General features: G+C 58.0%; 19 protein-coding genes and 1 pseudogene. 9 read left to right on the forward strand and 11 right to left on the reverse strand.

Going from position 1 to position 22783, the window contains the following annotated elements; genetic code table 11:
- Positions 1–15: 15 nt before the first annotated feature.
- From AC13RE_RS14530 to AC13RE_RS14550, 5 genes are all read right to left on the reverse strand, one after another.
- Entirely contained in the window at positions 16–1098 is a 1083-nt protein-coding gene (locus AC13RE_RS14530; protein ID WP_488563433.1) for an ABC transporter ATP-binding protein, read from the reverse strand.
- 4 nt (positions 1099–1102) lie between these two features.
- Positions 1103–1987 carry a carbohydrate ABC transporter permease gene (locus AC13RE_RS14535; RefSeq protein ID WP_488563434.1) on the reverse strand — a complete coding sequence of 295 codons (885 nt, stop codon included), beginning with the start codon at positions 1985–1987 and terminating at the stop codon, positions 1103–1105.
- Positions 1987–2874: a carbohydrate ABC transporter permease gene (locus AC13RE_RS14540; protein ID WP_488563435.1), complete on the reverse strand. Its 888-nt coding sequence runs from the start codon at positions 2872–2874 to the stop codon at positions 1987–1989. Before AC13RE_RS14540 ends, AC13RE_RS14535 begins: the two co-directional genes overlap by 1 nt.
- A 65-nt stretch (positions 2875–2939) precedes the next feature.
- The gene (locus AC13RE_RS14545) at positions 2940–4172 is read right to left on the reverse strand and encodes an ABC transporter substrate-binding protein (RefSeq protein WP_488563436.1); all 1233 of its coding nucleotides are present in this window, start codon (positions 4170–4172) and stop codon (positions 2940–2942) included.
- A gap of 59 nt (positions 4173–4231) precedes the next feature.
- A complete protein-coding gene (locus AC13RE_RS14550; RefSeq protein ID WP_488563437.1) occupies positions 4232–5185 on the reverse strand; it encodes a sugar phosphate isomerase/epimerase family protein in 954 nt (317 codons plus the stop codon).
- A gap of 220 nt (positions 5186–5405) precedes the next feature.
- On the opposite strand from AC13RE_RS14550, the gene AC13RE_RS14555 reads away from it, so the two are divergent.
- Positions 5406–6482 (forward strand): LacI family DNA-binding transcriptional regulator, encoded by a 1077-nt coding sequence (locus AC13RE_RS14555; RefSeq protein WP_488563438.1) that lies wholly within the window; start codon positions 5406–5408, stop codon positions 6480–6482.
- A 75-nt stretch (positions 6483–6557) separates the two neighbouring features.
- Here AC13RE_RS14555 and AC13RE_RS14560 read toward each other — a convergent pair whose 3' ends face one another.
- On the reverse strand, positions 6558–7100 hold the full coding sequence (locus AC13RE_RS14560; protein ID WP_488563439.1) for a hypothetical protein: 543 nt from the start codon (positions 7098–7100) through the stop codon (positions 6558–6560).
- A gap of 268 nt (positions 7101–7368) precedes the next feature.
- On the reverse strand, positions 7369–8313 hold the full coding sequence (locus AC13RE_RS14565) for a LysR family transcriptional regulator (RefSeq protein ID WP_488563440.1): 945 nt from the start codon (positions 8311–8313) through the stop codon (positions 7369–7371).
- A gap of 130 nt (positions 8314–8443) precedes the next feature.
- On the opposite strand from AC13RE_RS14565, the gene AC13RE_RS14570 reads away from it, so the two are divergent.
- The 7 genes and pseudogenes from AC13RE_RS14570 (at position 8444) to AC13RE_RS14600 (ending at position 13927) form a co-directional block, all read left to right on the forward strand.
- Positions 8444–9157 carry a phosphoribosyltransferase family protein gene (locus AC13RE_RS14570; protein ID WP_132721417.1) on the forward strand — a complete coding sequence of 238 codons (714 nt, stop codon included), beginning with the start codon at positions 8444–8446 and terminating at the stop codon, positions 9155–9157.
- Positions 9158–9600: 443 nt separating this feature from the next.
- Positions 9601–10173, forward strand: a complete 573-nt coding sequence (locus tag AC13RE_RS14575; protein ID WP_132721415.1) for an aminotriazole resistance protein — start codon at positions 9601–9603, stop codon at positions 10171–10173.
- A gap of 19 nt (positions 10174–10192) precedes the next feature.
- A complete protein-coding gene (locus tag AC13RE_RS14580) occupies positions 10193–11716 on the forward strand; it encodes an ABC transporter ATP-binding protein (RefSeq protein ID WP_488563441.1) in 1524 nt (507 codons plus the stop codon).
- A complete protein-coding gene (locus AC13RE_RS14585) occupies positions 11713–12393 on the forward strand; it encodes an energy-coupling factor transporter transmembrane component T family protein (protein WP_488563442.1) in 681 nt (226 codons plus the stop codon). The genes AC13RE_RS14580 and AC13RE_RS14585 overlap by 4 nt, the downstream gene beginning before the upstream one ends.
- A complete protein-coding gene (locus AC13RE_RS14590; protein WP_488563443.1) occupies positions 12383–13015 on the forward strand; it encodes a phosphoribosyltransferase family protein in 633 nt (210 codons plus the stop codon). The genes AC13RE_RS14585 and AC13RE_RS14590 overlap by 11 nt, the downstream gene beginning before the upstream one ends.
- Before the next feature lie 18 nt (positions 13016–13033).
- Positions 13034–13117 (forward strand): annotated as a pseudogene (locus AC13RE_RS14595) (polyketide cyclase); the annotation flags it as partial.
- Positions 13118–13306: 189 nt separating this feature from the next.
- On the forward strand, positions 13307–13927 hold the full coding sequence (locus AC13RE_RS14600) for a YdeI/OmpD-associated family protein (protein WP_488563444.1): 621 nt from the start codon (positions 13307–13309) through the stop codon (positions 13925–13927).
- Positions 13928–13995: 68 nt separating this feature from the next.
- On the opposite strand, the gene AC13RE_RS14605 is transcribed toward AC13RE_RS14600, so the two are convergent.
- Positions 13996–15555, reverse strand: a complete 1560-nt coding sequence (locus tag AC13RE_RS14605; protein ID WP_488563445.1) for a glycosyltransferase family 39 protein — start codon at positions 15553–15555, stop codon at positions 13996–13998.
- Positions 15556–16278: 723 nt separating this feature from the next.
- Between AC13RE_RS14605 and AC13RE_RS14610 the strand changes: the two genes are divergently transcribed.
- Positions 16279–17568, forward strand: coding sequence for an MFS transporter (locus tag AC13RE_RS14610; RefSeq protein ID WP_488563446.1), 1290 nt, complete (start codon positions 16279–16281; stop codon positions 17566–17568).
- A gap of 67 nt (positions 17569–17635) precedes the next feature.
- On the opposite strand, the gene AC13RE_RS14615 is transcribed toward AC13RE_RS14610, so the two are convergent.
- The 3 genes from AC13RE_RS14615 to AC13RE_RS14625 all read right to left on the reverse strand — a co-directional run bounded on the left by AC13RE_RS14615 (position 17636) and on the right by AC13RE_RS14625 (position 22421).
- Positions 17636–18220, reverse strand: a complete 585-nt coding sequence (locus AC13RE_RS14615) for an IMPACT family protein (RefSeq protein WP_165915360.1) — start codon at positions 18218–18220, stop codon at positions 17636–17638.
- Positions 18221–18723: 503 nt separating this feature from the next.
- A complete protein-coding gene (locus tag AC13RE_RS14620) occupies positions 18724–20820 on the reverse strand; it encodes a carboxy terminal-processing peptidase (protein WP_488563447.1) in 2097 nt (698 codons plus the stop codon).
- 551 nt (positions 20821–21371) lie between these two features.
- A complete protein-coding gene (locus AC13RE_RS14625) occupies positions 21372–22421 on the reverse strand; it encodes a porin (protein ID WP_488563448.1) in 1050 nt (349 codons plus the stop codon).
- Between the last annotated feature and the right edge of the window lie 362 nt (positions 22422–22783).

The following is a 22783-nucleotide window of genomic DNA, read 5'->3' on the forward strand; positions in this document are numbered from 1 at the left end:
TGCTGTGAAGTGGTCTTAAAGGCGGGCGCCATCAGCGCCGAAGAGGGAGGCTTTGGCGATATCGAGGCCGGGTGCGATCGCCGTACCCGGCTGCAGGATGGCATCTCCCATGATGCGGTAGGAGAGGCTTTGGCCCGCCCAGTCGAACCACAGCACAGTATCGGCGCCCATCGGTTCGACGACCGAGACGGTGCCGGGAATGGCGGGCCAACCCGCGTCCGCGCCATTCGGCGCGATATGCTCCGGCCGGATGCCGAGCGTCGCGGGACCTGCCTTGGTGGCGCTGAGAAAGGGGTAGCCGGCGAGATCGATGGCAAGCCCGTTGCTTTCGAATATCGGTGCGTTCGCCTTCAAAACAATCTCGCCCTCGATGAAATTCATCGCCGGTGCTCCGATGAAGCCGGCGACGAAGAGATTGGCGGGGCGATGGTAGATTTCGGACGGGCTGGCGAGCTGCTGGATCACGCCGTCCTTCATGATGGCGATGCGATCGGCAAGGGTCAGTGCCTCGACCTGATCATGCGTGACATAGATCATCGTGTTGCCGAGGCTCTGGTGCAGCTTCTTGATCTCGACGCGCAGCTCGTTGCGCAGCTTGGCATCGAGATTGGAGAGCGGTTCGTCGAACAGGAATACGTTGACCTCACGCACAAGAGCGCGGCCGATGGCGACGCGCTGGCGCTGACCGCCCGACAATTCCGAAGGCCGACGGTCGAGCAGCTTGTCGAGGTGCAGAAGCGAAGCCGTGCGGGCGATGCGCGCCTTGATCTCGGCTTTGGGAAGACCCGCCACGCGCAGGCCGAAGGACAGATTCTTGCGCACCGACATGCGGGGATAGAGCGCATAGGACTGGAAGACCATGCCGATGCCGCGATCCTTCGGTTCTGCCCAGGTGACGTTCTTGTCCGATATCCAGATTTCGCCGTCGCTGATGTCCTGCAGGCCGGCGATGGAGTTGAGCAGGGTCGACTTTCCACAGCCGGAGGGTCCGAGCAGCACTAGGAATTCGCGCGGAGCGATGTCGATCGACATCTTTTCGATGACGGTGTGATCGCCATAGGCGATTTTGAGATCCTTGACCGAAACGGCAGGCTGCATGGCGTTACCCCTTGACGGCGCCGGCGGCGACACCACGCAGGAACCAGCGGCCGGAGAAGAAATAGATGGCGAGCGGAACGACGGCGGTCAGAATCGTGGCGGCCATGTTCACATTGTAGGCGCGCTCGCCCATGGTGGTGTTGACGATGTTGTTGAGCTGCACCGTCATCGGCAGATTGTCGCGCCCTGCAAAGACCAGACCGATCAGGAAGTCGTTCCAGATGCCGGTAAACTGGAAGATCGAGGCGACGACGATCATCGGCACAGACATGGGCAGCATGATCTCGAGGAATATCCGCCAGAAGCCGGCGCCGTCGACGCGGGCCGCCTTGCAGAGTTCCTCGGGAATGGCGACGAAATAGTTGCGGAACAGCAGCGTCACCAGCGGCAGGCCGAAGATCACGTGAACGAGGACCACGCCTGCTATCGAATTATAAAGGCTCAGATTGGCGAGCAGCCGCACCAGCGGATAGAGGAAAATCTGGTAGGGGATGAGGCCGCCGGCCATCAGAAGCCCAAACAGCAGGTTCGAGCCTCTCGGCCGCCAGAAGGAGAGGGCATAGCCATTGATCGCGCCTATGAAGACGGAGATTGCTACGGCCGGCACGGTGATCTTGACCGAATTCCAGAAGCCGATGCGCACGCCCAGGCATTGGGTACCCATGCAGGCGCCCGACCAGGCGGTTTTCCACGCGTTGAAGTCGACGATATCAGGCAAGGCGAAGATGCGGCCCTGGCGGATCTCTTCCATCGTCTTCAGCGAGGTGACGAGCATCGTGTAAAGCGGCAGCAGGAAGAAGAGTGCAGACAGGATAAGAAAGGCATAAAGCCCGATCTGGCCTGCGGTGAACCGCGATGGTTTGGGGCCGCGGGGATGGAGAGCCGCCATTAATGTGCTCCCCTTCTTCTGGCGCGCATGTGGAGCGCATAGCGAAACGGCGCGACGGCCATGACCACCGAAGGCACGAGCACGGTGGCGCCGGCACTCGCAAGGCCGAGGTTCTGGCGCTCGAAGAGATTGTCCATGATGAATTTTGCCGGCACTTCGGTCGAGTAGCCGGGGCCGCCACCGGTCTGCGCGACGATGAGGTCATAGGTCTTGATCACGCCCATGGAGAGCAGCATGCCCGACGCGGCAAGCGCCGGCCCAAGCTGCGGCAGGATGATCGAGGTATAGATGCGCCAGACCGGAATGCCGTCGATCTGGGCCGCTTTCCATTGCTCTTCGCCGATCCCGCGCATGCCTGACAGTGCGATGACCATGACAAGGCCAGCACCCTGCCAGACGCCGGCAAAGACCACCGTGTAGATCGCCATGTCGCGATTGACGATCCAGTCGAAGACGAAGCTCTGCCAGCCGAGCGCCCTGACGGTCGCCTGAATGCCGAAGGTTGGGTTCAGCATCCACTGCCAGATGAGGCCTGTCACCACGAAGGACATGGCATAGGGGTAAAGAAAGATGGTGCGAAATACGCTTTCGAAGCGAACCTTGCGATCGAGCGCTGCGGCGAGCACGAAGCCGAGAGCAAGGCAGCCGGCGACATAGAGAACGCCGAAGATCAGCACATTTTCCAGGGACGCGAGCCATCGCGATGTCCGGAACAGCTTGGCATATTGGGCAAAGCCGACATAGTTGGACGACGGGAAGATAGTCGAATCCGTGAAAGACAGGCGCACCGACCAGACCATGGTGCCGATATAGACGAAGATCGCGGCAATCCATGTCGGGAGCAGGGCAAAGGTCGCAGCAAGGGGACGTCTGCGCTTGGCTTGCATCAGCAAACTTTCTCGAAAGATGAGCGGAGCCGATCGACAATTCCGACAATCGGCTCGCTGGAAGGCTATTCGAAGATCGCGAAGAATTTCTTCGCACCTGAGGTGCTGTCTTCGGACGGATTGGTCCAGAACTCGTCGACGAAGTCGTTGAGTGCGCCGGCCTGCTGCGGCGAAAGGATCAGAGCCTGATCCGGCACGATCTTGCCGGCACTCATCAGCTCTAGGCCTTTTTGCGCGCAGACGTCGAGCTTCGATTTGTCGACGTCGGTGCGCATCGGCACCGAGCCCTTCTTGAGCGAGAACTCGACCTGCACGGCCGGGTCCATGGCGACCTCGGCGAGCAGGACCTGCCCCTTTTGTGCGGCCGCGTTGGCGATCTTCGGGAAGGAGAAGGAGTCGGCGACGTAAACCATGCCCGGCGATTGCGGTACAAGCATGCAGCCATAGTCCTTGCCGAGCTCTTTGCCAGCCGCAACGAATTCGCCCTTGGCCCAATCGCCCATGAACTGTACGCCGGCCTTACCGGTGATGACCATGGCGGTCGCGTCGTTCCAGTTGCGGCCCGCGGCACCCTCGTCGACATAGGCGCGGAGCTTGCCGAGAATATCCAGCGTCTTCTTTACGCCTGCCGTCGAGGCGTCGCCCTTGTCCTTGTCGACATAGATCTTGAGGAAGCCGTCAATGCCGACCTGGGTCAGCAGGATCATGTTGAAGACCTTGGATTCCTGCCAGGATTGACCGCCCCAGGCGACAGGCTGGATGCCGGCAGCCTTCAACTTGTCGAGTGCCGAGAAGAATTCGTCCCAGCTCTTCGGTTCGCCGTTGAGGCCAGCCTTGGCGAAGGCCTCCTTGGAATAGAACGCCCAGCTCTCGCCATGGGCGCCGGTCGGAGAGAGATAGACCTTGCCGTTATAGGAGATGAGGTCGTAGATCGATTTCGGCAGGACATCGGCCCATTTGCCGGCTTTCGCTACATCATCGATCGGGTTCATAAGTCCCTGATTGACGAAATCGGTGTTGGCAAGGCCGAGCACGGCCTGCTTGGCAGTCGGCGGGTCGCCCGCGACCAAACGGTTCTGGAAAGCGGCATCGGCCGCTCCGAAACCGGCGATGGAAGAATCCTTCCAGGTGCCGCCGCGTTTTTCGAACTCCTGCTTGACGACGCCGAGGGCAGCGGCCTCGCTGCCTGATGTCCAGGAGGTCATCACCTCGGCCTGCGGCTTGTCTTCCGCATGGGCAGGGAGGGAGGCCGTAACGAGTGCGGCTCCCATCAATAGCAATTTCACTGTATTTTTCATCGTTCCACCTCTTCAGGAAAGCCCTCTTGGCGGGGCTATTCGTTTTCGGATTTTTGGTATCAGCGATAGATCGGCAAGAGTGCCTGTCTGACCAGCGTCAAACCGTTGGCAATATCGCCGACCGGATCGGGCGCTGCATCCAGCTCGAGAATGGCCCAGCCTTCATAGCCACGGTCGCGCAGGAGCCTGGCCCAGCCCGGCCAATCGACCCGGCCAAGGCCGAAGCCGCAGAAATAGGGACGATGGCGGTCATGGATATGCTCGTCGATCACCGTGTCGGCGGGCATCGGACCCAGCGCATCCTTCCAATGGGCGATGATGACGCGCTCATGGTGACGGTCGACAAGCTGCAGCGGATCGGAGCCGGCAACGATGATATGCGCCGTATCCGGGCACATATGCACGTAGGCGGGATCGGTCAGCAGCATCAGCAGATCGACATCGCGCGCTGCCGCGAAGATCGAATGTGCCTCGGTGTGGAGAGCGAGCCGCACTCCCTTGGCGTAGAGAGCGGCACCGAGGCGATTGAGGAAATCGGCAATTTTGCGCGCCTGCTCGAAATCGAAGAACCGCACTGGCTGAGCGCCGAGCGTCTGGCGAAGCGGCGCACCGATGACCATGATATCGCTGCCGCAGGCTTTAAGGAACTCGGCATATTTTTCTGCCTTGTCGATGATGGCGGCCTGCGCTGATGCCTCGGTGAAGTCGCCGGCGGCTTCGAGTTCTGCAAAGAAGCCGCTCGCAAGCGTCAGCCCACGCCTGGAAAGCTCTGCGGCAAACTTCTCGACCGAACCATAGGTCTTGGTCGCATCCTGCCAGTTGAAGGGCGAGAAGGTCAGCTCCACGCCGGTGACGCCGGAGGCTTGCACGGCATCCAGTATCTTGTCCCAGAAAGCGCGGGGCTCATTGCGCGATAGCGCGATGATGCCGTCATAATCCTCTACGCCCCAAAATCCGGGGTGGAAAAAGGTGACGAGATCGACACCAAAGCGCAGCCGTTCCGTAGAGGTCATGAGACTATCCGTTCTTAAGGCACGAAAAATCGCTCGCGGAACCATGATCCACGGCAAATAATCCGTAATAATTTCAATGCACTGCAGTTGGCAAACGTTTGCCGTGCCTAGATAGTAGACAAGTCGTTTTTTTATGCAAGCGATTTTTGGCAAACGTTTGCTAAATGGCTGGGATTGCCGTAGCATTCCCGGGCGATGCGCATGGGGAGGACGCAAAAAAGTGAAGAATAACAAGGATATGCCGGCAGAAGAGCATTCCGGCCCTTTGATGGCGGATGTCGCTCGGCTGGCAGGCGTCGCAATCTCCACGGTGAGCCGCGCGCTTGCCAATCCCGGCCGCGTCAACGAAAAGACGCGCGCCAAGATCGATGCCGCTGCCAAGCAGCTCGGCTATACCCCCAATGCCATGGCGAGGGGGCTTCGTGTCGGCAAATCCAATGTCGTCATGATCATTCTGCCAGGCTCACTCTATTACGGTGTTTCGCAGGTCATTCCCCTGGTTCTGCAGGGGATAAACCGCTCGCTGAGCCAGAATGGCTACCATTTGATGATTGCCAACCTCGATCGCGACGAGGCTTCGGAGCGCCATATTCTCGATCTGGCTTTCGGAGGCACGGTGCGTGGCGCCATCATTCTCTCCTCGGATCTGCCGGTCCATGGCGGTCGGTCGCTTAAGGATTCGGCCCTGCCGATCGTCTCCCTTTTGTTCGATATGAGCCATGCAGCCCTGCCGAGTGTCGTAACCAATGATCGGCAGGCCGTTCGCGATGCCACGACCGAATTGATTGCTCTCGGCCACCGGCGTTTCCTTTATCTTGCCGGTCCGGAGGGCAATTACCATGACCGAGAACGCTATCTGGGTGCCGTTGAAGCGCTTGCTGCTGCGGGTCTGCCGGAGACGGCGATCGTCAGGTCCGGCGGCAGCCTTGATTATCAGCATGGTTTCCAGATCGGCGTCGCTGCGGCGGCGGAATTTGCCGATCTCATCTTGAAGCCCACGGCCGTTATTGCCACCAGCGACGACATGGCGATTTCTTTCATGAGCTGCGTTCAACGCATGGGTTGGAAGATTCCAACCGATCTTTCCATTGTGTCCTTCGACGGCGCCCCGGTCTGTGAGTATTCGCTGCCGCCATTGTCGACCATCGAACAGCCTGTCGAGGAAATGGGGCAGATGGCCGTGAGCTTGCTGATGGAACGGATCGACGCGCCGGATAAGGCGACGGCCTTGCGTTATGTCATCGAAAGCAAGCTCATTCGGCGCGAAAGCTTTGGTCCGGCGCCGTCAAATGTTTAGGGACATCATCCGGGTGTTAAAGAACCCCCCGCTCCAAAGACGTTATTATAGCGAGAGCGTCCATGCTCTCTCTGCTCACCGTATGACATTCGGTATGGAGCGTTCGATCCGGACATCCAGGCGAATGACACGGGTGCTGGGTGTTTGAGATTCGCGCAACGTCTCGAAAACAGGCAGGAAAACCGGACGGATGATGGTAAACCACGAAGCGACATCGTCGATACCGGCGCTGACACTTGCGGCCGCGCCGCTTTCATCCCTGCCAGCGATCAAAAGATTACCGGCCAGTGGCGAGGAGTGCCCCTTCAAATCCGTAACGCTCGAAAGGCCGTCGATAAGACCATTGTTATCGGTATAGAGAAGATGCGCATCCTCGATGCCGATAACAGCAACCTTGCTGGCCCTCACCAGCTTGCGGATGTACTCGGTGCGGTTGCCAGCGGGAAGCATCACCGTGCGAATGGTTCCATCAGCCGGATTTAAAAGATACGACTTGGCTTCGGGTGAGGAAATTTCTTCAGTTTGCTCTTCGACAAGGCGTGGTTCCAGCGCAGGGAGGAGTCGCAGCTTTGTTCGCGCTCTCCCCTGGGATCCAGATCGGCCATAGCTATCCGTCATTCACCGTTCCCTTGCCACATCGAGAATTAGCATCGGAAGAGACAGGGGCTTATAGGCGTGAGATTATGCAACTTTTGCAAGCATCAAAATTCGCTCGGTGTGTTGCCTTTTCTTCAACGGGAGAGCGGCTCTCAATTTCCTGCGTTCGAATAATTTCACGGAGATAATCATAAGACACGCGGCCTCGCTGCATGCCGCTTAAGGAAGAGGATCAGGGGAAATTAGATGGCAGCGTGGATAAGCAGTGTCTTGCCTCGATGGGGAACGGCTATTCAAACGGATTGGTCGATGTTTTTCCATTTTGAAGAGAAATCTCATCAAAATACTTCTCAAAGTATCTGCGCGCAATGATTGAAGTCATCGAGAGACTGCGCTTAGGATCGACGATCAGAGAAAGCACCATTGGCGGTAAGTCGTTGTCCGCTATGCGGGCGTAGTGCAATCCAACCTCATGGGGAAGAGGCCTGCCGGCAGGCATGGCCGTCACGCCGAAACCGCAGCCCTCGCGGACCATGGAGCGCATGAGCGACAGGCTATTGGTGGTCAAGATTGGCTGAAAGCGGATGTCGATACGGGCGGCGGCGATATCGACGATATCCCGCAAGTGGCTACTGGTGTCGGGTACAATTGTCGGACTCTTGAAGAATTCGTCTATGGATATGCTCTCGGGCCGTTCAAGATGGGGATCTCCCGGCAGCATGGCAATGAGATGAAAGTCGGCGGAACGCGTGACAACGACTCCCGGCAAGGGCAGGGGGCTGAAGGTTAGGCCGAAGTCTGCGCCCCCATCCCTAACCAGCTGCCGCACACGGTCGGAATCCTCCACTGCGATCGCATTGCGGATACGAGGATGATCCTTCGTGAACCGCGCAATCACTGCGGGCAGGAAATCGGGCACCGCTTCTTGCGACGAGGCTATTTTCACCTCGCCGCGGCGAAGTCCTTTCAGCTCCTCGATTTCGGATTTGATGCGGGAAAGGTCCTTATTCCATTCCCTATAGCCATTGACGAGCAATTCGCCCGCCGATGTCAGCCGCATGCCGCGCGGCAGGCGCTCGAAGAGAGTGACGCCAAACTCCTCCTCGGCACTAATGAGCTGTTTGTTGATCGCTGAAGCCGATACGTTCAGCTTTTCGGCGGCCTTTCTGATCGAGCCGTGATTGGCGATCTCGTCGAGGTAATGCGCGAAGCGGGAAAACAGGAGCCTGCTCATTCGGAGCTATACCTCGTTGAAGAAAAGGAAACATACCAGACGAATTTTGTTGGTTGTAAAAATCGTGTGATCTGGTGTCTATTAAGACGAGAATTTGAATGCAAACAATGTGCCAAAAAAGGCCGCAGTGATGTATCTTGAGACTTCTCAAACCTATCAGGTACAGGTTGCGGGCGAAAATTTCAGCCTGCCGATCGTCCGGCTGAGCGAGCGGCGTGCGATCGCATTGCTGATGGTAATCGATATGGGGATCCGGTTCGGAGATCTCGTCGGCAATGCCCTTGCCCGTCATTTTGCGCAGTCGAAACCCGATATTGTCGTCGGCAGCGCTACTTTGGGCGTGCCGGTCGCCATAGAGGTTTCGCGGCGCCTTGGTATCGATCAATATGTCATCTTACAGAAATCGCCCAAATTTCATCTTGCGGATGCCTTGGTCGAGGATGTTCGTTCCATCACGACCGCAGTGCCTCAGCGTCTCCTGCTCGATCGCCGTTCGATAAAACTGCTTCAAGGCAGACGCGTCCTTGTTGTCGACGATGTTATCGCAACCGGTTCCAGCATGGCGGCCGCACTCAGGCTGGTGCGCCGTGCAGGCGCAAACGTCATTGGCGCCGGCGCCATTCTGACCGAGGGTCATGCCTGGCGGAATTTGCTGGGTGATGACGCCCGCCTCGTGACCAGCCTGGGACATATTCCACAGTTCGATATTGTCGACGGGATGGCGACGCCCGATCTCGTCACCGAGAAGGACGCCTGGACGGATGATCAGGCTTCGCCTGGCAAGAATTTGACGCAGTTCCAGCGAAGACGCGCGGCAATCCAAAAGAGCGCAGCAGGGATGTAGGCAAGTCGCCGGTCCCTAGCATGGCTATCTTGATGCAGCCGGTCCATGATGCGCATGAATGGATTGGCCGATCGATGTCCCCTATGCTAGGTCATGTTTATATGCAATCTGAAATGGTTTTTGCGAACGGAAACACGCACAGCCATTCAATTCTTGGAAAAGGTTTTTCTGTGAGCCGGCAATCGATCCCATTTCAGTCTCAATTCGATTGCTTCGCGATCTTCGTTTCAAAAACTCATCCAAGCCTCTGAAGTTCGAGACGTACTGTAACTGAGGTTGGCAGGTGGCGTGTTCACACTGCCTTTCATGATCGGATGGGCGATTATCCGAGCAAGTGCATGCATTATAGATAAAGCGCTTCCCTGCGCTTGAATGGTCATGGAGAGCCTCTCAGCCGGTTCTCCGGCAATTTTTGGAAATTACTTTTTAAAGGAACCAAAATCATGCAGCCAGCGAGCATGTCACAATCTGACGGCAATACACTTTTTCCCATCGTCCTCTCGATCGTGGCGGCAGCCGCGACCGGTGTGCTTTGGGCCTATGCCAATCCGATCCAACTCGTGCCGGGGATCATTCAGTGGCGCATTTTCGCCTTCCTGCCGCCAGTGATCGGCATTCTGCTCGGCTGGCGCAGCGGCTTCATCTGCGGCTATCTCGGCACTATTGTCTGGTCGCTTCTCGCCGGCACGTTCATACCGGCGCATTCGCTTATTGTTGATGGCATCATGGTCGGTCTGACCGGTCTCGTGCCGGGGCTCTTCTTCGATCCTGCCAAAACGGTCTTCGATCGCGCCGCGCTGATCAAAATCGCCATAGTCTGCCTTGTCATCGGGCTGATCATGGTGGCGGCAGTGTCAGCAAGCCTTGCCTATCTCGGCATTTTCCCGTTCTGGTGGGGCTTCGGCTATATCGGCCTGTCCGACATCGTCCCGATGGTCGTCGGCACGCCGCTTCTGATCATCCCGGCCCTGAAAATTCTGAAGAGTGCTCATCCCGCCGGTTTCAAGCGCTTCTGAACCCAATCTGGATCGACAAGTGCTCAATATTGCCAATCTGACGATTGGTTTCGGCGGCGCCGCACCGGTGTTTGCCGAGACCAATTGCATGCTTGACGAGGGGCAGCGGCTTCTCGTCTGTGGTGAAGCCGGCAGCGGCAAGTCGACGCTTCTCGGCGTTGCCGCGGGTTTGATCCCACGCCTCATTCCCGTTGTGGAATTCTCCGGGCAGGTGGAGCTTGCCGGCCGTCCGCTGCCTTCCCTCACAAAGAAGGAACTCTTCGACACGATCAGCTTCGTGTCGCAAAACAGCGAAGATCAGCTTTGGGATATCTGCGTCGAGGACGTCATCGCCTTTCCGCTGGAAAACAAGAGCGTCGAGCGGAGCGCAATCCGGGACCGGCTCACCGAACTGATGACCGAGTTCGGGCTGGAAGCACTGAGCGGCCGTCGGGTTCTGACCCTTTCGGGGGGCGAACGGCGAATGGTCACCATTGCTGCGGCGATCGTCTCCAGCCCATCGATTCTGGTGCTGGACGAACCGACGACCGGGCTCGATCCGGCGGCTCGCGTGCGGTTGTCCAATATCCTGCGCAAAGTGCTGGACAGCACCCCGACATTGCTGATTTCCGAGCAGGACCCTTTGCCGCTTCGCTCCGTAATAGACAGCATTGCCTTGTTGCGTCGCGGCGGCATCTCTCCAAGCATGCCGCCGGAGACGGTGCTTCGGCAGGATGCAGCCTGGATCGACGCCGGCATTTTGCCGCCGATGCGCGCTCGGCCGGCGCGGCAGACTGTCGAGCGAGGGCGTCCGCTGTTGTCCGTTTCGGGGCTGACGAGCCAGCTTTCGCGCTCGCGCGGAAACCCGGTACTGAAGGACGTAAGCCTCGATGTCCGGGCCGGAGAAGTGCTGGCGCTTATCGGCCGTAACGGCGCCGGGAAGACGACGCTGTTCAAATCGATCCTCGGGCTGACGAAAACCACCTCGGGTTCCATCCTCCTCGACGGGATGAAGGCCGACAACTGGTCGGTTGCCGCGCGAGCTCGCAAGATCGCCTATATCCCCCAAAACATGCGGCATATTTTGTTCAACATGACCGTGCTCGGTGAGGTGATCTTTGCCATCACCGCGTCGAGCGCATCGTCGAGCGACCCCGCCGTCGTCGCGCGCGCCAAGGCAGCGCTGGAGCGCTACGCACTTTCCAATCTGGCGGAAGCCAATCCGTTTGCTTTATCGGCCCGCCAGCAGGCGCTGCTGGGGCTTGCCTGCGCCGATGCCACCGGCGCACTCGTCGCCATCATCGATGAACCGCTTCTAAGCAGAGACATCAAAGGGCGGCAGATGCTGGAGCTTTTCATCTCTTCAATGCAGTCCTCGGGCCGAGCCGTGATGCTGATTTCGCACGATCTGGAACTGGTCGACGATCTGGCCACCCGCCTGATGATCCTCGACAATGGCACGATCGCGTTCGAGGGAACGCCGGAAGAGGGCTGGAAAAGCGATGTCTTCCGTTCTCTCGGCTGGCAGGCGCCCTATGATATGACGGTCTGGAGCATGGCATGACGCGGCTTCATGAGCTCAATTTCTTTATCAAACTGGGCATTGCCTTCATCATCATGCTGGCTGCCTGGTTTGCTCCCGATTGGCGGTTCGGCGTAACTCTTGCGCTTGTCTGCCTGGCCCTTCTGTGGGGCCTGAGAGTTCCCGGTCTTCGCGGCTACATCAAGGGTGCAGCTTTGCTGACGGGCATGGTCATGGTGAGCTGGATGATAAATCTCTGGCTGCAGGGTCTTTCAACGCCGCAGGCCCTGCCTGTCGCGGCGGCGATGGCCGCCAGGCTGGTGACGACAACGGCCGCCTTCTATTTCGTCATGGAGACAAGCTCGCCGGGCGAAATATTGGCGGCGGCAAGCGCCGCGCGGCTGCCCCCCATTGCCACTCTCGTTTTGTCGCTGACCTTCGGCGTCATTCCGATGCTGCGCGACGATTTCGAGCGCATTGCGGATGCCCAGCGTTCTCGCGGCATGGAGATTGACGATGTCGGCCTGCCGACGAAATTGCGCTTTGCATTAGCACGCGGCATCCCGCTGCTCGTTCAGGCGATCCGCATGGCGCATGCCATCTCGTTTTCGCTTACCCTTTATGGGTATGATCTGAAACACAAGCGAACAACCTGGCGCGAGGTTGGCCTGATGGTCGAGCAGCGCCTTAGCATGAAGGATAAGACCTATGAGCTCTGAGACCGCCGACCCGAGAACCGGGCAGAACTGGAAGGTCGACGTTGCCGACTATACCGTTGATCTGCCCATCGTGGCGATCAAGCCGGATTTTGCCATTTCGCTGATGATGGTCATCGATCTCGGCGTGAAGTTTGGTGAGCATGTCGGCACCAAGCTTGCCGCCAAATTCGCATCTCTCAAGCCCGATATCGTGGTCGGTACCGCGACGCTCGGCATCCCCGTCGCCATCGAGGTCACCCGGGCGCTCGGCCTCAATGAGTATGTCGTCCTGCAGAAGTCGCCGAAAATCCATTTGGCGAATGCACTGGAACAACGCATCTCCTCCATCACCTCCAAGGGCGAGCAGCGCCTGCTGCTGGACCGTGCCGCAATCCCCCTTCTCAACGGCAAGCGCGTGCTTGTCGTCGACGACGTGGTCGCCTCCGGATCGAGCCTCAAGGGCTCGCTGGAGCTGGTGCGCAAGGCCGGGGCCGAGGTCGTCGGCATTGGCGTCATTCTGACGGAAGCCCGCGATTGGTGCGAGACGCTGGGATCCGATTGCGATCTCATTCAGAGCCTCGCCCATATCCCGCAATTCTCCAGGGCCGGCAATTCGACCTGGCAGCCGATCCCCGGCACTTGAACTTTCAGCGACCGGTGCGGCGTATGGGACTGTGAAGTGCTCGTCATCGACCCGAGCAGCCGACTGTCCTACACATGGAATTTCGCGCATGATGATCCAGCTTCGGGCCGGATCAGAAACAGCCCTATGGGGATGCCAAGGCGGGGATGGCGTAAGTTGAGGCTATTGCTGGCAAACCCGGGATGCAATCCTGCGAGTATGGCCCGGCCACTTGCTTTCATCAGGCCTTTGTCTTGTTCTGGCTGACGGCGTGGATACTTCAGATAGCCGAACCATAAAGTGGATGAAGATATGATCACCAATATCGAGGACTTCTTTGCCAAGGGATGCGGGCGCTGCGAACGTTTTGCGACACCGGACTGTTCCACCAGGCAATGGATTGACGGTCTGAACGAATTGCGCCGAATCTGTCTGGAGGCCGGGCTCGTCGAGACGGTGAAGTGGGCCCATCCATGCTACATGCACGAGGGACGCAACATCGTCATTATCGGCGCCTTTCGCGGCGATTTTCGCCTCACTTTCTTCAACGCGGCACTGATGAAGGACCCTGAGGGCGTGCTCGAAAAGCAAGGGCAGAATACCCAGCATCCCGATATGATCCGCTTCGTGAGTAACGCCGCCGTGACGAAGATGGAGCCCGTCATCCGATCCTATCTGAAGGAGGCGATGGGATATGCGGAGGCCGGCATCAAGCCTGCAAAAGTGGTGGGCGAAATTGAATTGCCGGACGAGTTGATCGAGGCACTGGATTCCGATCCCGTGCTGGCGGAAGCTTTTCACGACCTGACGCCAGGGCAAAAGAAAAGCTATGTGATCAACCTCGGCTCCGTGAAGAAATCCGAAACGCGGGCCGCGCGGATTGCGAAGTTTCGCAATCATATTCTCGCCGGGAAGGGCGCGCTGGAGCGCTAGCCGGCAATTGATGTCTCCTGCTTCTTGATCATCTCATCGATGAGCTCGAGCCGCTGCGCAATCTCAACTCAGTTCGGTTTGGGATAATACCAAGCATAACCGAAGTGATAACGATCCGGTTCCTTGCCGTAGTAATAGGGAAGGGCAATGTCCTGCTGCGGCGGCAGTTCTGCCGCCGTTCCGTATTTCGACGTGAGCCATAGCTGCAGTGCGTTCGGCATGGTTGATTGATGCCCGTCCCGTTCGTTCCAGACCAACAGGACCGGTCCATCGCCTATGACCTGGCGGGTGAGATCCGACGCAGGATATTCCGCCGATATGACGGATGTGTGCGGCATGTTCACACGCAGATTGCCGGCCTTGAGCCAGGTCGTCGTTACGACTGCGGAGGGTTGTTTTCCTTCTGCGGCGACGACTTTGTCCACGAAGGTGGCATAAGGGGCGTTCAGATGCTCATAAGAATGGAAAAACCGCGCAAAGAGGACGCCTCCGGCTATGATCAGAGGTAGCGCGATCATCATGACGATGGGTACGTAAAGGAATTTCTTTATATCGGCCTGGCTCTGTTGTCCCGCTGCATCGAGCTTCAGACAGAAGTAGGCCGGCAGCAGAAACAGGAAGGGTAGCAGCCAGCGGTCGCGAAATTCCGTAAGCGTGATCACCAGTATCAAGAGTACCAAAATGGCGGCGGTGCTTAAGAGTATCCTGCCGACGAAATCGCTCCATTCACTTCTGGCCCGCAGCGCTCGCAGAAATGATTGACGGAAGAACAGCAGAAAGATCACGCTCGTGGGAGCAATGATGGCGACGCTCGTCTTTATCAGCTCCAGAAGTCCGAAACCGATATCGGAAAGCTTTCCGCCGGCGCCTTGCTCCGACATGGTTTGGACAGTCGTTGTCAGGACCCGATCCATATTGGACACCATCCATATCGCGTGCGGCAGGAACACGAGAACGGCGATTGCGAGCGTCAGCAGGAGGCGCCAGTCCAGGAGCCTTTTTCGCCCGACCGGATGAAAGAAGGTCGCGATGAGGACACTGCCAATCACCAGAGCGAAATTGTACTTCGTCAGCATGCCGAGCCCGGCCCAAAGCCCGATCAGCGCGTAGGAGAGGACTGTCGGGCGACGGATGGTGACGATGACGAAATAGATCAACATGAGCACCGCAAGCAGAGTGCCGACGGTATGCGTCAGGTCTCTCTGCGCCTGCCAGAACATCTGTGGCATCGTCAGGAGCGATAGCGTTCCGACCGCCGCCAGCCTTTTGTCGGCCAAGAGCAATCGCAGCAGCTTGTAATAGGCGAGATAGACCAGGAAAAGCAGAAGATTCTTCACGATGACGAGCGATGCGACATTCGTGCCGAAAATTTCGAAGATGCCGTACTGAATCCAGTTGTAGAGCGGCGGCTGGGCATCGTAGCCCCAGGCGAGCCATTGGCCGACGAGAAACTGCTGCGCTTCGTCGATCCGCAGCGAGCTCGATATGGCGATGCGGATGGCTGCCTGCACGATGAAATATATCGCCAGGCTCCAGGTTACCCACCAATATTCGGAGGATGACCTGCTGTCGATTGATGCAGTCTGCTGTCCGGCACCGGCAAGACTGTCTTTTCCCAGGGGATTCATCCGGTTCTCCGTGCGATTGCCAAGATCGTTGCACGGCCATCTCATAGATGTCGCGACGGCACAATCGTTTTCAGTGGGATTTCTAGGGTTGGCATGTCGAGGATAGATCTATTCCTCAGATATCGTTCCTGAGCAGCCGGGTCATTAAAGTATCCTCGTCATTCATCGCATTCAGCTTTCCGACATCCTGCCGGTCGAATTCGCATGGTCAATAATTGACCAGGGCTGCGGGAGTATGAAGGCCACACCCGGCGCCAACAATAAATTTTCTCTGAATGTCGCCATAATCTCCTTGAGATCAGTTGTCAAACATACCGAATGTATGTATATAGAACCCAAGCTTGGGCGAGGGGCGCTTTTCAAACTCCGAGTCCGACCGCCATCCGACACTCTGTGTCGGTAGCCGCAGCCCATCGTTCCAATCCGATGCGGCTGCCCACCCCGATCGGTTGACCTCCGATCAAGACGAGAAGGATTCGGCTTTCCCTCCGAATCCTTCTCTTTTTTTGAGCCGATGTAGGCGAAACTCTCCTCAAACGCCAAAGTGCTATCGAGATCGCGATGGCTTGCCTGCTTCAATGTCGGATAAACACCGACGGCAGGGCCGGTTTCGCCGAAGCAGCTGGGACCGCGAGCCAAGGGGCCCCACCCGTCGAATAGAGGGGAACCTTTTGCCGTCCAACGCTTTTCATTTGACGATCTCAGGAACCATGTGGTTGTCATTTGTCGCGTTCATCCCCCAACGACCAGCAGCAATCCCGAGCTCTCGTCCCACTTGGATTTCTGAATTTTTTCATGGCCGATGTTCAGGCGGGCATCGGCCCGTTCCTCGGCGTTTTCCTGGTCACCCATGGCTGGCAAAGCGGTTCGATCGGCTCGGTCATGACGATCGGCGGGATTGCGGGGATGGTGATGATGGCGCCTGCCGGAGCCTTCATCGATGAGACCACGCATAAGCGCACATGCGTGATCGTGCTTGGCATCTGCACGGTCCTCGCCTCGATGATTATATTGGTGTCGCAGCTCTTCTGGGTGGTGGCGCTGTCGCAGGTTGCGACCGCTATTGCCGGCGCTGCGATCGGGCCAGCGCTTAATGGCATTACTCTCGGCATTGTCCGGCAGGCGGGCTTCAATCGGCAGAATGGTTACAATCAGGCATTCAATCATGCCGGCAACCTGGTCGGCGCCGGGCTGTCGGGATGGCTCGGCTGGATGTTCGGGCTTACTGCCGTGTTCTGGCTGTCAGCCATCTTCGGCGTGCTGACCATCATTTCCGTGTTGATGATCCCTTCCGATGCGATCGACGATGATGAAGCGCGGGGTGCGACCCTTGCTGCCGTTGGCTCACAGGGGGAGGCCGAGCCTCCCAAACACAGAAAACCGAGCGGCTTCAAGGTGCTCGCAGAATCGAAGCCGCTGCTGATCCTGGCGGGCGCGCTTGCTTTGTTTCATCTTGGCAACGGCGCGATGTTGCCATTGTTCGGGCTGGCTGTCGTCTCCGCCGGTCAGGCCGATCCCGCGGGCTTCGTCGCGCTGACGGTGGTGGTGGCGCAGGGCACGATGATCATCACTTCCCTGATCGCGATGCATATGGCGGAAAGAAGAGGGCAATGGCTCGTGCTGCTGGTCTCGTTCGTCTCCTTGCCGATCCGCGGCTTCGTGGCAGCGCATCTGATTACGTCCTGGGGTGTCTATCCCGTTCAGGTTCTCGATGGTATCGGCGCGGGCTTGCAAAGCGTTGCCGTGCCGACGCTCGTCGCCCGCATCCTGAACGGAACCGGCCGTATCAATGTCGGCCAGGGTGTTGTTATGACCATGCAAGGGGTCGGCGCATCCCTGAGCCCGGCAATCGGCGGCTGGCTGGCGCAGGAGATCGGTTACGGCCCGATGTTCATGATCCTCGGCAGCTTTGCGCTCGGGTCGATTGCGCTTTGGGTCGGGTTTCATGGGGTGCTGCGCGTGGCCGCTTCCGCACCGGGGCGACCTCAGGGCGTTGTGTTCTCAGGCGATTGATTGCCTATCTCCGCCCTATTGCGGGGCCAGGAAAGCATCATCCTTTGGGCATATCCCTGAGCTTCGCTCAATCGAGTTTTACCGTGGCGCGGCCGCTCGTGAGATCCCGAATAGTGTCAAAAACCTGTTCGGCGAGCGACGCGGCTATGGTCACGCTGAGCAGGGCTCCGGATTCGGTGAAACGCTCTTCCAGAACCTGCACGCCGGCCTCGGCATGAAGTTTCGCTTTTACGAGAGCGAGATGCGAAAACTGCACATCGATCGTTGCCGCGATGGTCGGCAGTATTTCTCTTTTCTCTGCGCCTTGCAGACATTGCGCGGCCGTGCCGCCATAGGCGCGGATCAGTCCGCCTGCACCCAAAAGAGTGCCGCCGAACCAGCGTGTTACGACGACAGCGACCATATCCAATTCGAAGCCGTCGATAGCCTGGAGGATCGGCTTGCCGGCCGTGCCGCTCGGCTCGCCATCGTCGCTGAAGCGATAGTTCTGTCCGATACGCCAGGCCCAGCAATTGTGATTGGCATCTGTGACAGAGTGCTGCGCGACAAACGCCTTTGCTGCCTCGGTATCGGTGATCGGAGCGGCCGTCGCAACGAACCGGCTTCGCTTGATTTCCTGATTGGCGGTGGCGATCGAAACAAGCTCAAACATATGGCCTCTTAGCCAATTTCGTGCACGCTGCGAAGAGGCAGTTGCCGCCGCCGGAAAAGACATGCGGTGGCGCGCGGTGAGATAAAAATGATAAGCATAGCCGTGGAAAGTATCCAAGGCCTTCGATGGCGTAGCCGAAGCTCGTTGAGCATGATCCAGCCGGGGAAAGCTCTGCCTCATTTGCATGAGGCAGAGCAGAGAGCCTTATCGGCGCCTCGTGCGAAACTTTGTTGGGGGCGCAAGTATTCGCACGCACACAGTGTACAACGGCTAGCTGAAACGTAGCTGAGGCTCTGAAGCTCCATGATCTCAGGTCTTCGACCTAAAATCCGAATTCGCCTTGAAATCAAGGCGATAGAACGGGAGGTCGCCCGAAAGCCATCCACACTTTTTGGCATTTTGCTTTAGCCGCGAGTCTCATGCACCCGCAGCCGGCAAGGCGCTCGACGTCGCGTCGGCGGCGTCGATTCCTCGGCCGTGAGAGGCAGGATGGAACTCTGTGACTACTTTGCCGCGGCCCTGGACATGCCGGCTTGGAGGTCAGCTTCATCGGCAACGATGGAGGCCGCCTCGTTCTGCAGGATATCCTTTGCGTTCTTGCGGGCCTTCTCGATGGCGATATCGGCGCTCAGGCTGCGCTCATTGGCCTGCAGGCCATCATCCTCGCCGGTATCGATGCCATCATTCGCCTGCCCGCGCGCCTTGATGCGGTTTGCCTGGGCGGTCAGCTCGTTGCGGCGTTCGGCTTCGTTGAGGGAGATGACCTTCTTGTCGCGCTGCTCCTTCAGCGTGGTGACGTCTTCCATGAAGCGCTTATATTCCGGATCATCCTTCACTCGCGCGTCATGACGGCTTTGCAGCTGCGGCAGCAGCGCCTGGAGGTCACCCCAGGGCTTGTAGTTCGCAGGCTTCACCTGCGTCCAAGGCAGCGCGTTGTCGTAGCTGGATTCGCCGAAGGCTTTGAGGTCCGAAATTCCGGGCAGGCTGATATCCGGCGTCACGCCGCGCAACTGCGTCGTACCCCCGTTGACGCGGAAGAATTGAGCGACCGTCAGTTTCAGCTCGCCGAATTTCGGTTTCTGATTGTGGGCCACCTGATCGAGATTGACCACGGTTTGTACCGTGCCCTTGCCGAAGCTCGGTTCGCCGATGATCACGCCGCGACCGTAATCCTGGATCGCTGCGGCGAAGATCTCGGAGGCCGATGCCGAGCCGCGATTGATCAGCACGCCGACCGGGCCGGTCCAGGCCGGGGCGGCAAGATCATCGCTCTCGACCTCCACCTCGCCGCCTGCATCGCGCTGCTGGACGACAGGACCCTTGCCGACGAAGAGCCCCGTCAGGTCGATCGCTTCCGACAGCGAGCCGCCGCCATTATTGCGCAGGTCGATCAGGACACCGTCGACCTTCTCCTGCTTCAGTTCGCCGAGAAGCTTGGCGACATCGCGGCTGGCGCTGCGGTAATCCTTGTCGCCCTTGCGCCGGGCTTCGAAATCCTCATAGAAAGCCGGCAGGGTGATCACGCCGATCCTGCGCGTCGTATTGCCGTCCTTCACGGATAGGATCGTCTGCTTGGCGGCCTGTTTGTCGAGGCTGATCTTGTCACGGACGAGACTGATGACGTGATGCTTGCCGTCCGGCCCGGCATCAGAAGGCAAAATGTCGAGGCGCACGACCGAACCCTTAGCGCCGCGTATCATTTGCACGATTTCATCGAGCCGCGTGCCGACGACTTCCTTGATCGGGCCGTTCTCGCCTTGACCGACACCGATGATGCGGTCACCGACCGCAAGCTTGCCGGACAATTGCGCCGGGCCGCCGGCAACCAGTTCGCGGATCGTCGTATAGTCGTCCCTTTCCTGCAGCACCGCACCGATACCGACCAGGGAAAGTTTCATCGAAATATCGAATTCCGCCGAGGCGGTCGCGCCGAAATAGTCGGTGTGCGGATCGACCGACGTCGTATAGGCGTCCATGAACGTCTGAAAGACATCGTCGTTTTTGTATTTATAGGCGCGCTCCAGCGAGTTTTCGTAGCGCTTGTCCAGCGTATCGCGAATGGCGGCATCATCCTTGCCGGCAAGCTTCAGGCGCAGCCAGTCGTTCTTGACGCGTTTGCGCCAGAGATCATCGCTTTCAGCTTCGGTTTGTGGCCAAGGCTCCTTGTCACGCGCAAGCGCGTAGTCTTCCTTCGCGGTGAAATCCAGCTTCTGAGTGAGCAGGCTGCGCGCATAGGTCATGCGATCGACGACGCGCTGCTCATAGACGTTGAAGATGGAAAACGGGATATTCAGGTCTTCCTGATTGATGGCGTCATCGATCTTGGTGCTGCCCGCCATGAACTTGTCGATATCGCTCTGCAGGAAGATGACACGATCCGGATCGAGGGACTTGATGAAGCGATTCATGATCCGGGCGGAGAGAACGTCGTCGAGCGGAACGGGCTTGTAGTGGAAGCGCTGCAGAAATTGCGCCGTCAAATGAGCGGCCTGTGCCTGCTGCGGCAGCGGTGTCAAAACTGGCGGTGAACCGGCTTCCAGAGCATATGCCGATGAGGCAAATGCCAGGAACAGGCAGAAGAAACCATATTTCGTACGCATCAAGTCTTGGCCCGATTCTCAACGTTAAATGTTCAATCTATAATCTAGGTGGAACAATTATGGTTTTTTGGCAACCGGACAGATGCTTTCCTTCGGGAAAGATTCTCGAAACTTTGCGTTACGCGAGTGCGAGGACCGTCAACACATTCGCAAATACGAAGCTGGCTCTACCGGATTCGACCTTGAGGTGCCGTAGAAGATGCCGCGCGAAAGGTTTCTTGGCTAGTTCAAGGTGCGTCGGGCGGTATCATCTTCGGATTTTGAGGGGCGGAAGGAGCTTTCTTGGGTCTCGCGAGGGCAATGTGCGACAACGGAGAGGCGCGCGAAAGCAATCTTAGCCCCCCGGGGGGCGCCTTCATTGCAGTAGGCGCAGGCCACCAGGCCGAAAAGTTTCGCGTCGGTAACGCGTGCGCTTCCTCTCGCATAGCAGGGAGGCGCGTGTCATGCGGATTGGAATGGCAGCCGGTACGGCTTTAACGAATTGTGGAAGAAGACCCGGAGGGAAACCAGGTCTTCTTCCGTCTCTGATCGGAGGTCTAGTTCAGATCAGATTAGAACGAGCGCTCGAAGCGGAGAACGCCAGCCCACTGGTCCTGATTGATGGAGTCCCAGTTGGTGTAGGTGACTTCCGGCTCGATGAGCAGGTTCTTGACCGGCTTCCACTTGACGTTCGTGGTTGCCGAGAAGGTCTTGTTGTCGGTGTAGGCGAGCTGCAGGTTCCACTTCAGCTTTTCGTTGACCGGTACGCCAACGCCGCCCCAGACAGCCCAGTCGCCCCAGCTCTGGCCGATCGAATCGCCATTGGCATACTTGTTCAGCTTGTCGCCGTCAGTGTTCCAGCCGGCCATCAAGAAGGCGTCGAATACGCCGAAGTCAGCGTCTACGCGAGCCTTGATGGCGCCTTCTTCGACGATCGAGTCATAACCGCCAACGACCTTGAAGCCCCATGCGCCGGCCTTGTAGCCAACACCGGCAACAACGTCAGGCAGGTAGTGGTTCGTGCTGTCTTCGCCGTTTGCGCCGGTTGCGCCCTTACCGGAGTTCGAGTCTTCAACCGAGATCACAGCCGTGAAACCGTTGCCGGCGTCGTAGTTGTAGGTAATCTGGTTCAGTTCGTACGGGCCATCACCGATCACGTCGTCGTTGATGACGTCGCCGGCGTAGCCGGTGAAGACGTTGAACTGCGAGTCTTCCTTACCGATGGTGAAGCCGCCGAGGCTGATGCTGGCGTGCAGCAGGTTGGTAGCCGTTGCATTGCCGTCATTCCAGTCCCAACGCAGCTCGGTGTTGGTCTTCAGCGCGCCGTATTCGGTGTCGGTTGCCGTCTGCAGCTGCAGCTCAGCACGCGTGTGCCAGAGAGTGCCATTGTGGCTGTCTGGGCTGTAGGCGTCGTACCACTTGCCTTCGGTACGAACCTTACCGCCGATCTTGAGGCAGGTTTCCGTGCCCGGGATGAAGAAGTAGCCAGCACCGTATGCGTCGCAGATGCGAACGTATTCCAGCGGCTCGGGCTCAGCAGCGACGATCGCGTCAGCCGCGTGGGCACCGGATACTGCTGCCAGCGCAGCAGCGGAGCCGAGAAGAAGGCTCTTGATATTCATTTTTTCTCCAATCGATTTGCCGGATCGGAACGTAGCCGGAGGTTTTCCACCACGTTCATCAATTAGGCGTTCCCTCTAACCGAAAGCCCGAAAGACTTTCGTATCGGCACGCTAGCGGGGCTTTTGACGCATCGGAATAGAATAATACGAAGTTATAAAGTAATTATCGTCATAAATTCGTCAAAGATGCAAAAATACACCATAAAATCACGCAATCTTAGTATGTATATGAAGTATATTAGAAATCTATACGTAATAAACGTACAAAATGTATGTTAATAATCGAAATTTCGTAAAAATAGTAAGTAAAGAATACAAACTATACAGTCATTATCGAGGCATCCGGGCAGGCGAATCCGGAT

This window comes from Martinezella sp. CNPSo 3959 (assembly GCF_057784355.1).

Bases quoted from the DNA above. Each gene is read 5' to 3' on its own strand.
- AC13RE_RS14565 (WP_488563440.1), bottom strand. From the start codon at position 8,313: ATGAGCAGGCTCCTGTTTTCCCGCTTCGCGCATTACCTCGACGAGATC.
- AC13RE_RS14560 (WP_488563439.1), bottom strand. From the start codon at position 7,100: ATGACGGATAGCTATGGCCGATCTGGATCCCAGGGGAGAGCGCGAACA.
- AC13RE_RS14625 (WP_488563448.1), bottom strand. From the start codon at position 22,421: ATGAATATCAAGAGCCTTCTTCTCGGCTCCGCTGCTGCGCTGGCAGCA.
- AC13RE_RS14535 (WP_488563434.1), bottom strand. From the start codon at position 1,987: ATGGCGGCTCTCCATCCCCGCGGCCCCAAACCATCGCGGTTCACCGCA.
- AC13RE_RS14585 (WP_488563442.1), top strand. From the start codon at position 11,713: ATGACGCGGCTTCATGAGCTCAATTTCTTTATCAAACTGGGCATTGCC.
- AC13RE_RS14620 (WP_488563447.1), bottom strand. From the start codon at position 20,820: ATGCGTACGAAATATGGTTTCTTCTGCCTGTTCCTGGCATTTGCCTCA.
- AC13RE_RS14550 (WP_488563437.1), bottom strand. From the start codon at position 5,185: ATGACCTCTACGGAACGGCTGCGCTTTGGTGTCGATCTCGTCACCTTT.
- AC13RE_RS14545 (WP_488563436.1), bottom strand. From the start codon at position 4,172: ATGAAAAATACAGTGAAATTGCTATTGATGGGAGCCGCACTCGTTACG.
- AC13RE_RS14590 (WP_488563443.1), top strand. From the start codon at position 12,383: ATGAGCTCTGAGACCGCCGACCCGAGAACCGGGCAGAACTGGAAGGTC.
- AC13RE_RS14540 (WP_488563435.1), bottom strand. From the start codon at position 2,874: ATGCAAGCCAAGCGCAGACGTCCCCTTGCTGCGACCTTTGCCCTGCTC.
- AC13RE_RS14575 (WP_132721415.1), top strand. From the start codon at position 9,601: ATGCAGCCAGCGAGCATGTCACAATCTGACGGCAATACACTTTTTCCC.
- AC13RE_RS14605 (WP_488563445.1), bottom strand. From the start codon at position 15,555: ATGAATCCCCTGGGAAAAGACAGTCTTGCCGGTGCCGGACAGCAGACT.
- AC13RE_RS14530 (WP_488563433.1), bottom strand. From the start codon at position 1,098: ATGCAGCCTGCCGTTTCGGTCAAGGATCTCAAAATCGCCTATGGCGAT.
- AC13RE_RS14600 (WP_488563444.1), top strand. From the start codon at position 13,307: ATGATCACCAATATCGAGGACTTCTTTGCCAAGGGATGCGGGCGCTGC.
- AC13RE_RS14615 (WP_165915360.1), bottom strand. From the start codon at position 18,220: ATGTTTGAGCTTGTTTCGATCGCCACCGCCAATCAGGAAATCAAGCGA.
- AC13RE_RS14570 (WP_132721417.1), top strand. From the start codon at position 8,444: ATGTATCTTGAGACTTCTCAAACCTATCAGGTACAGGTTGCGGGCGAA.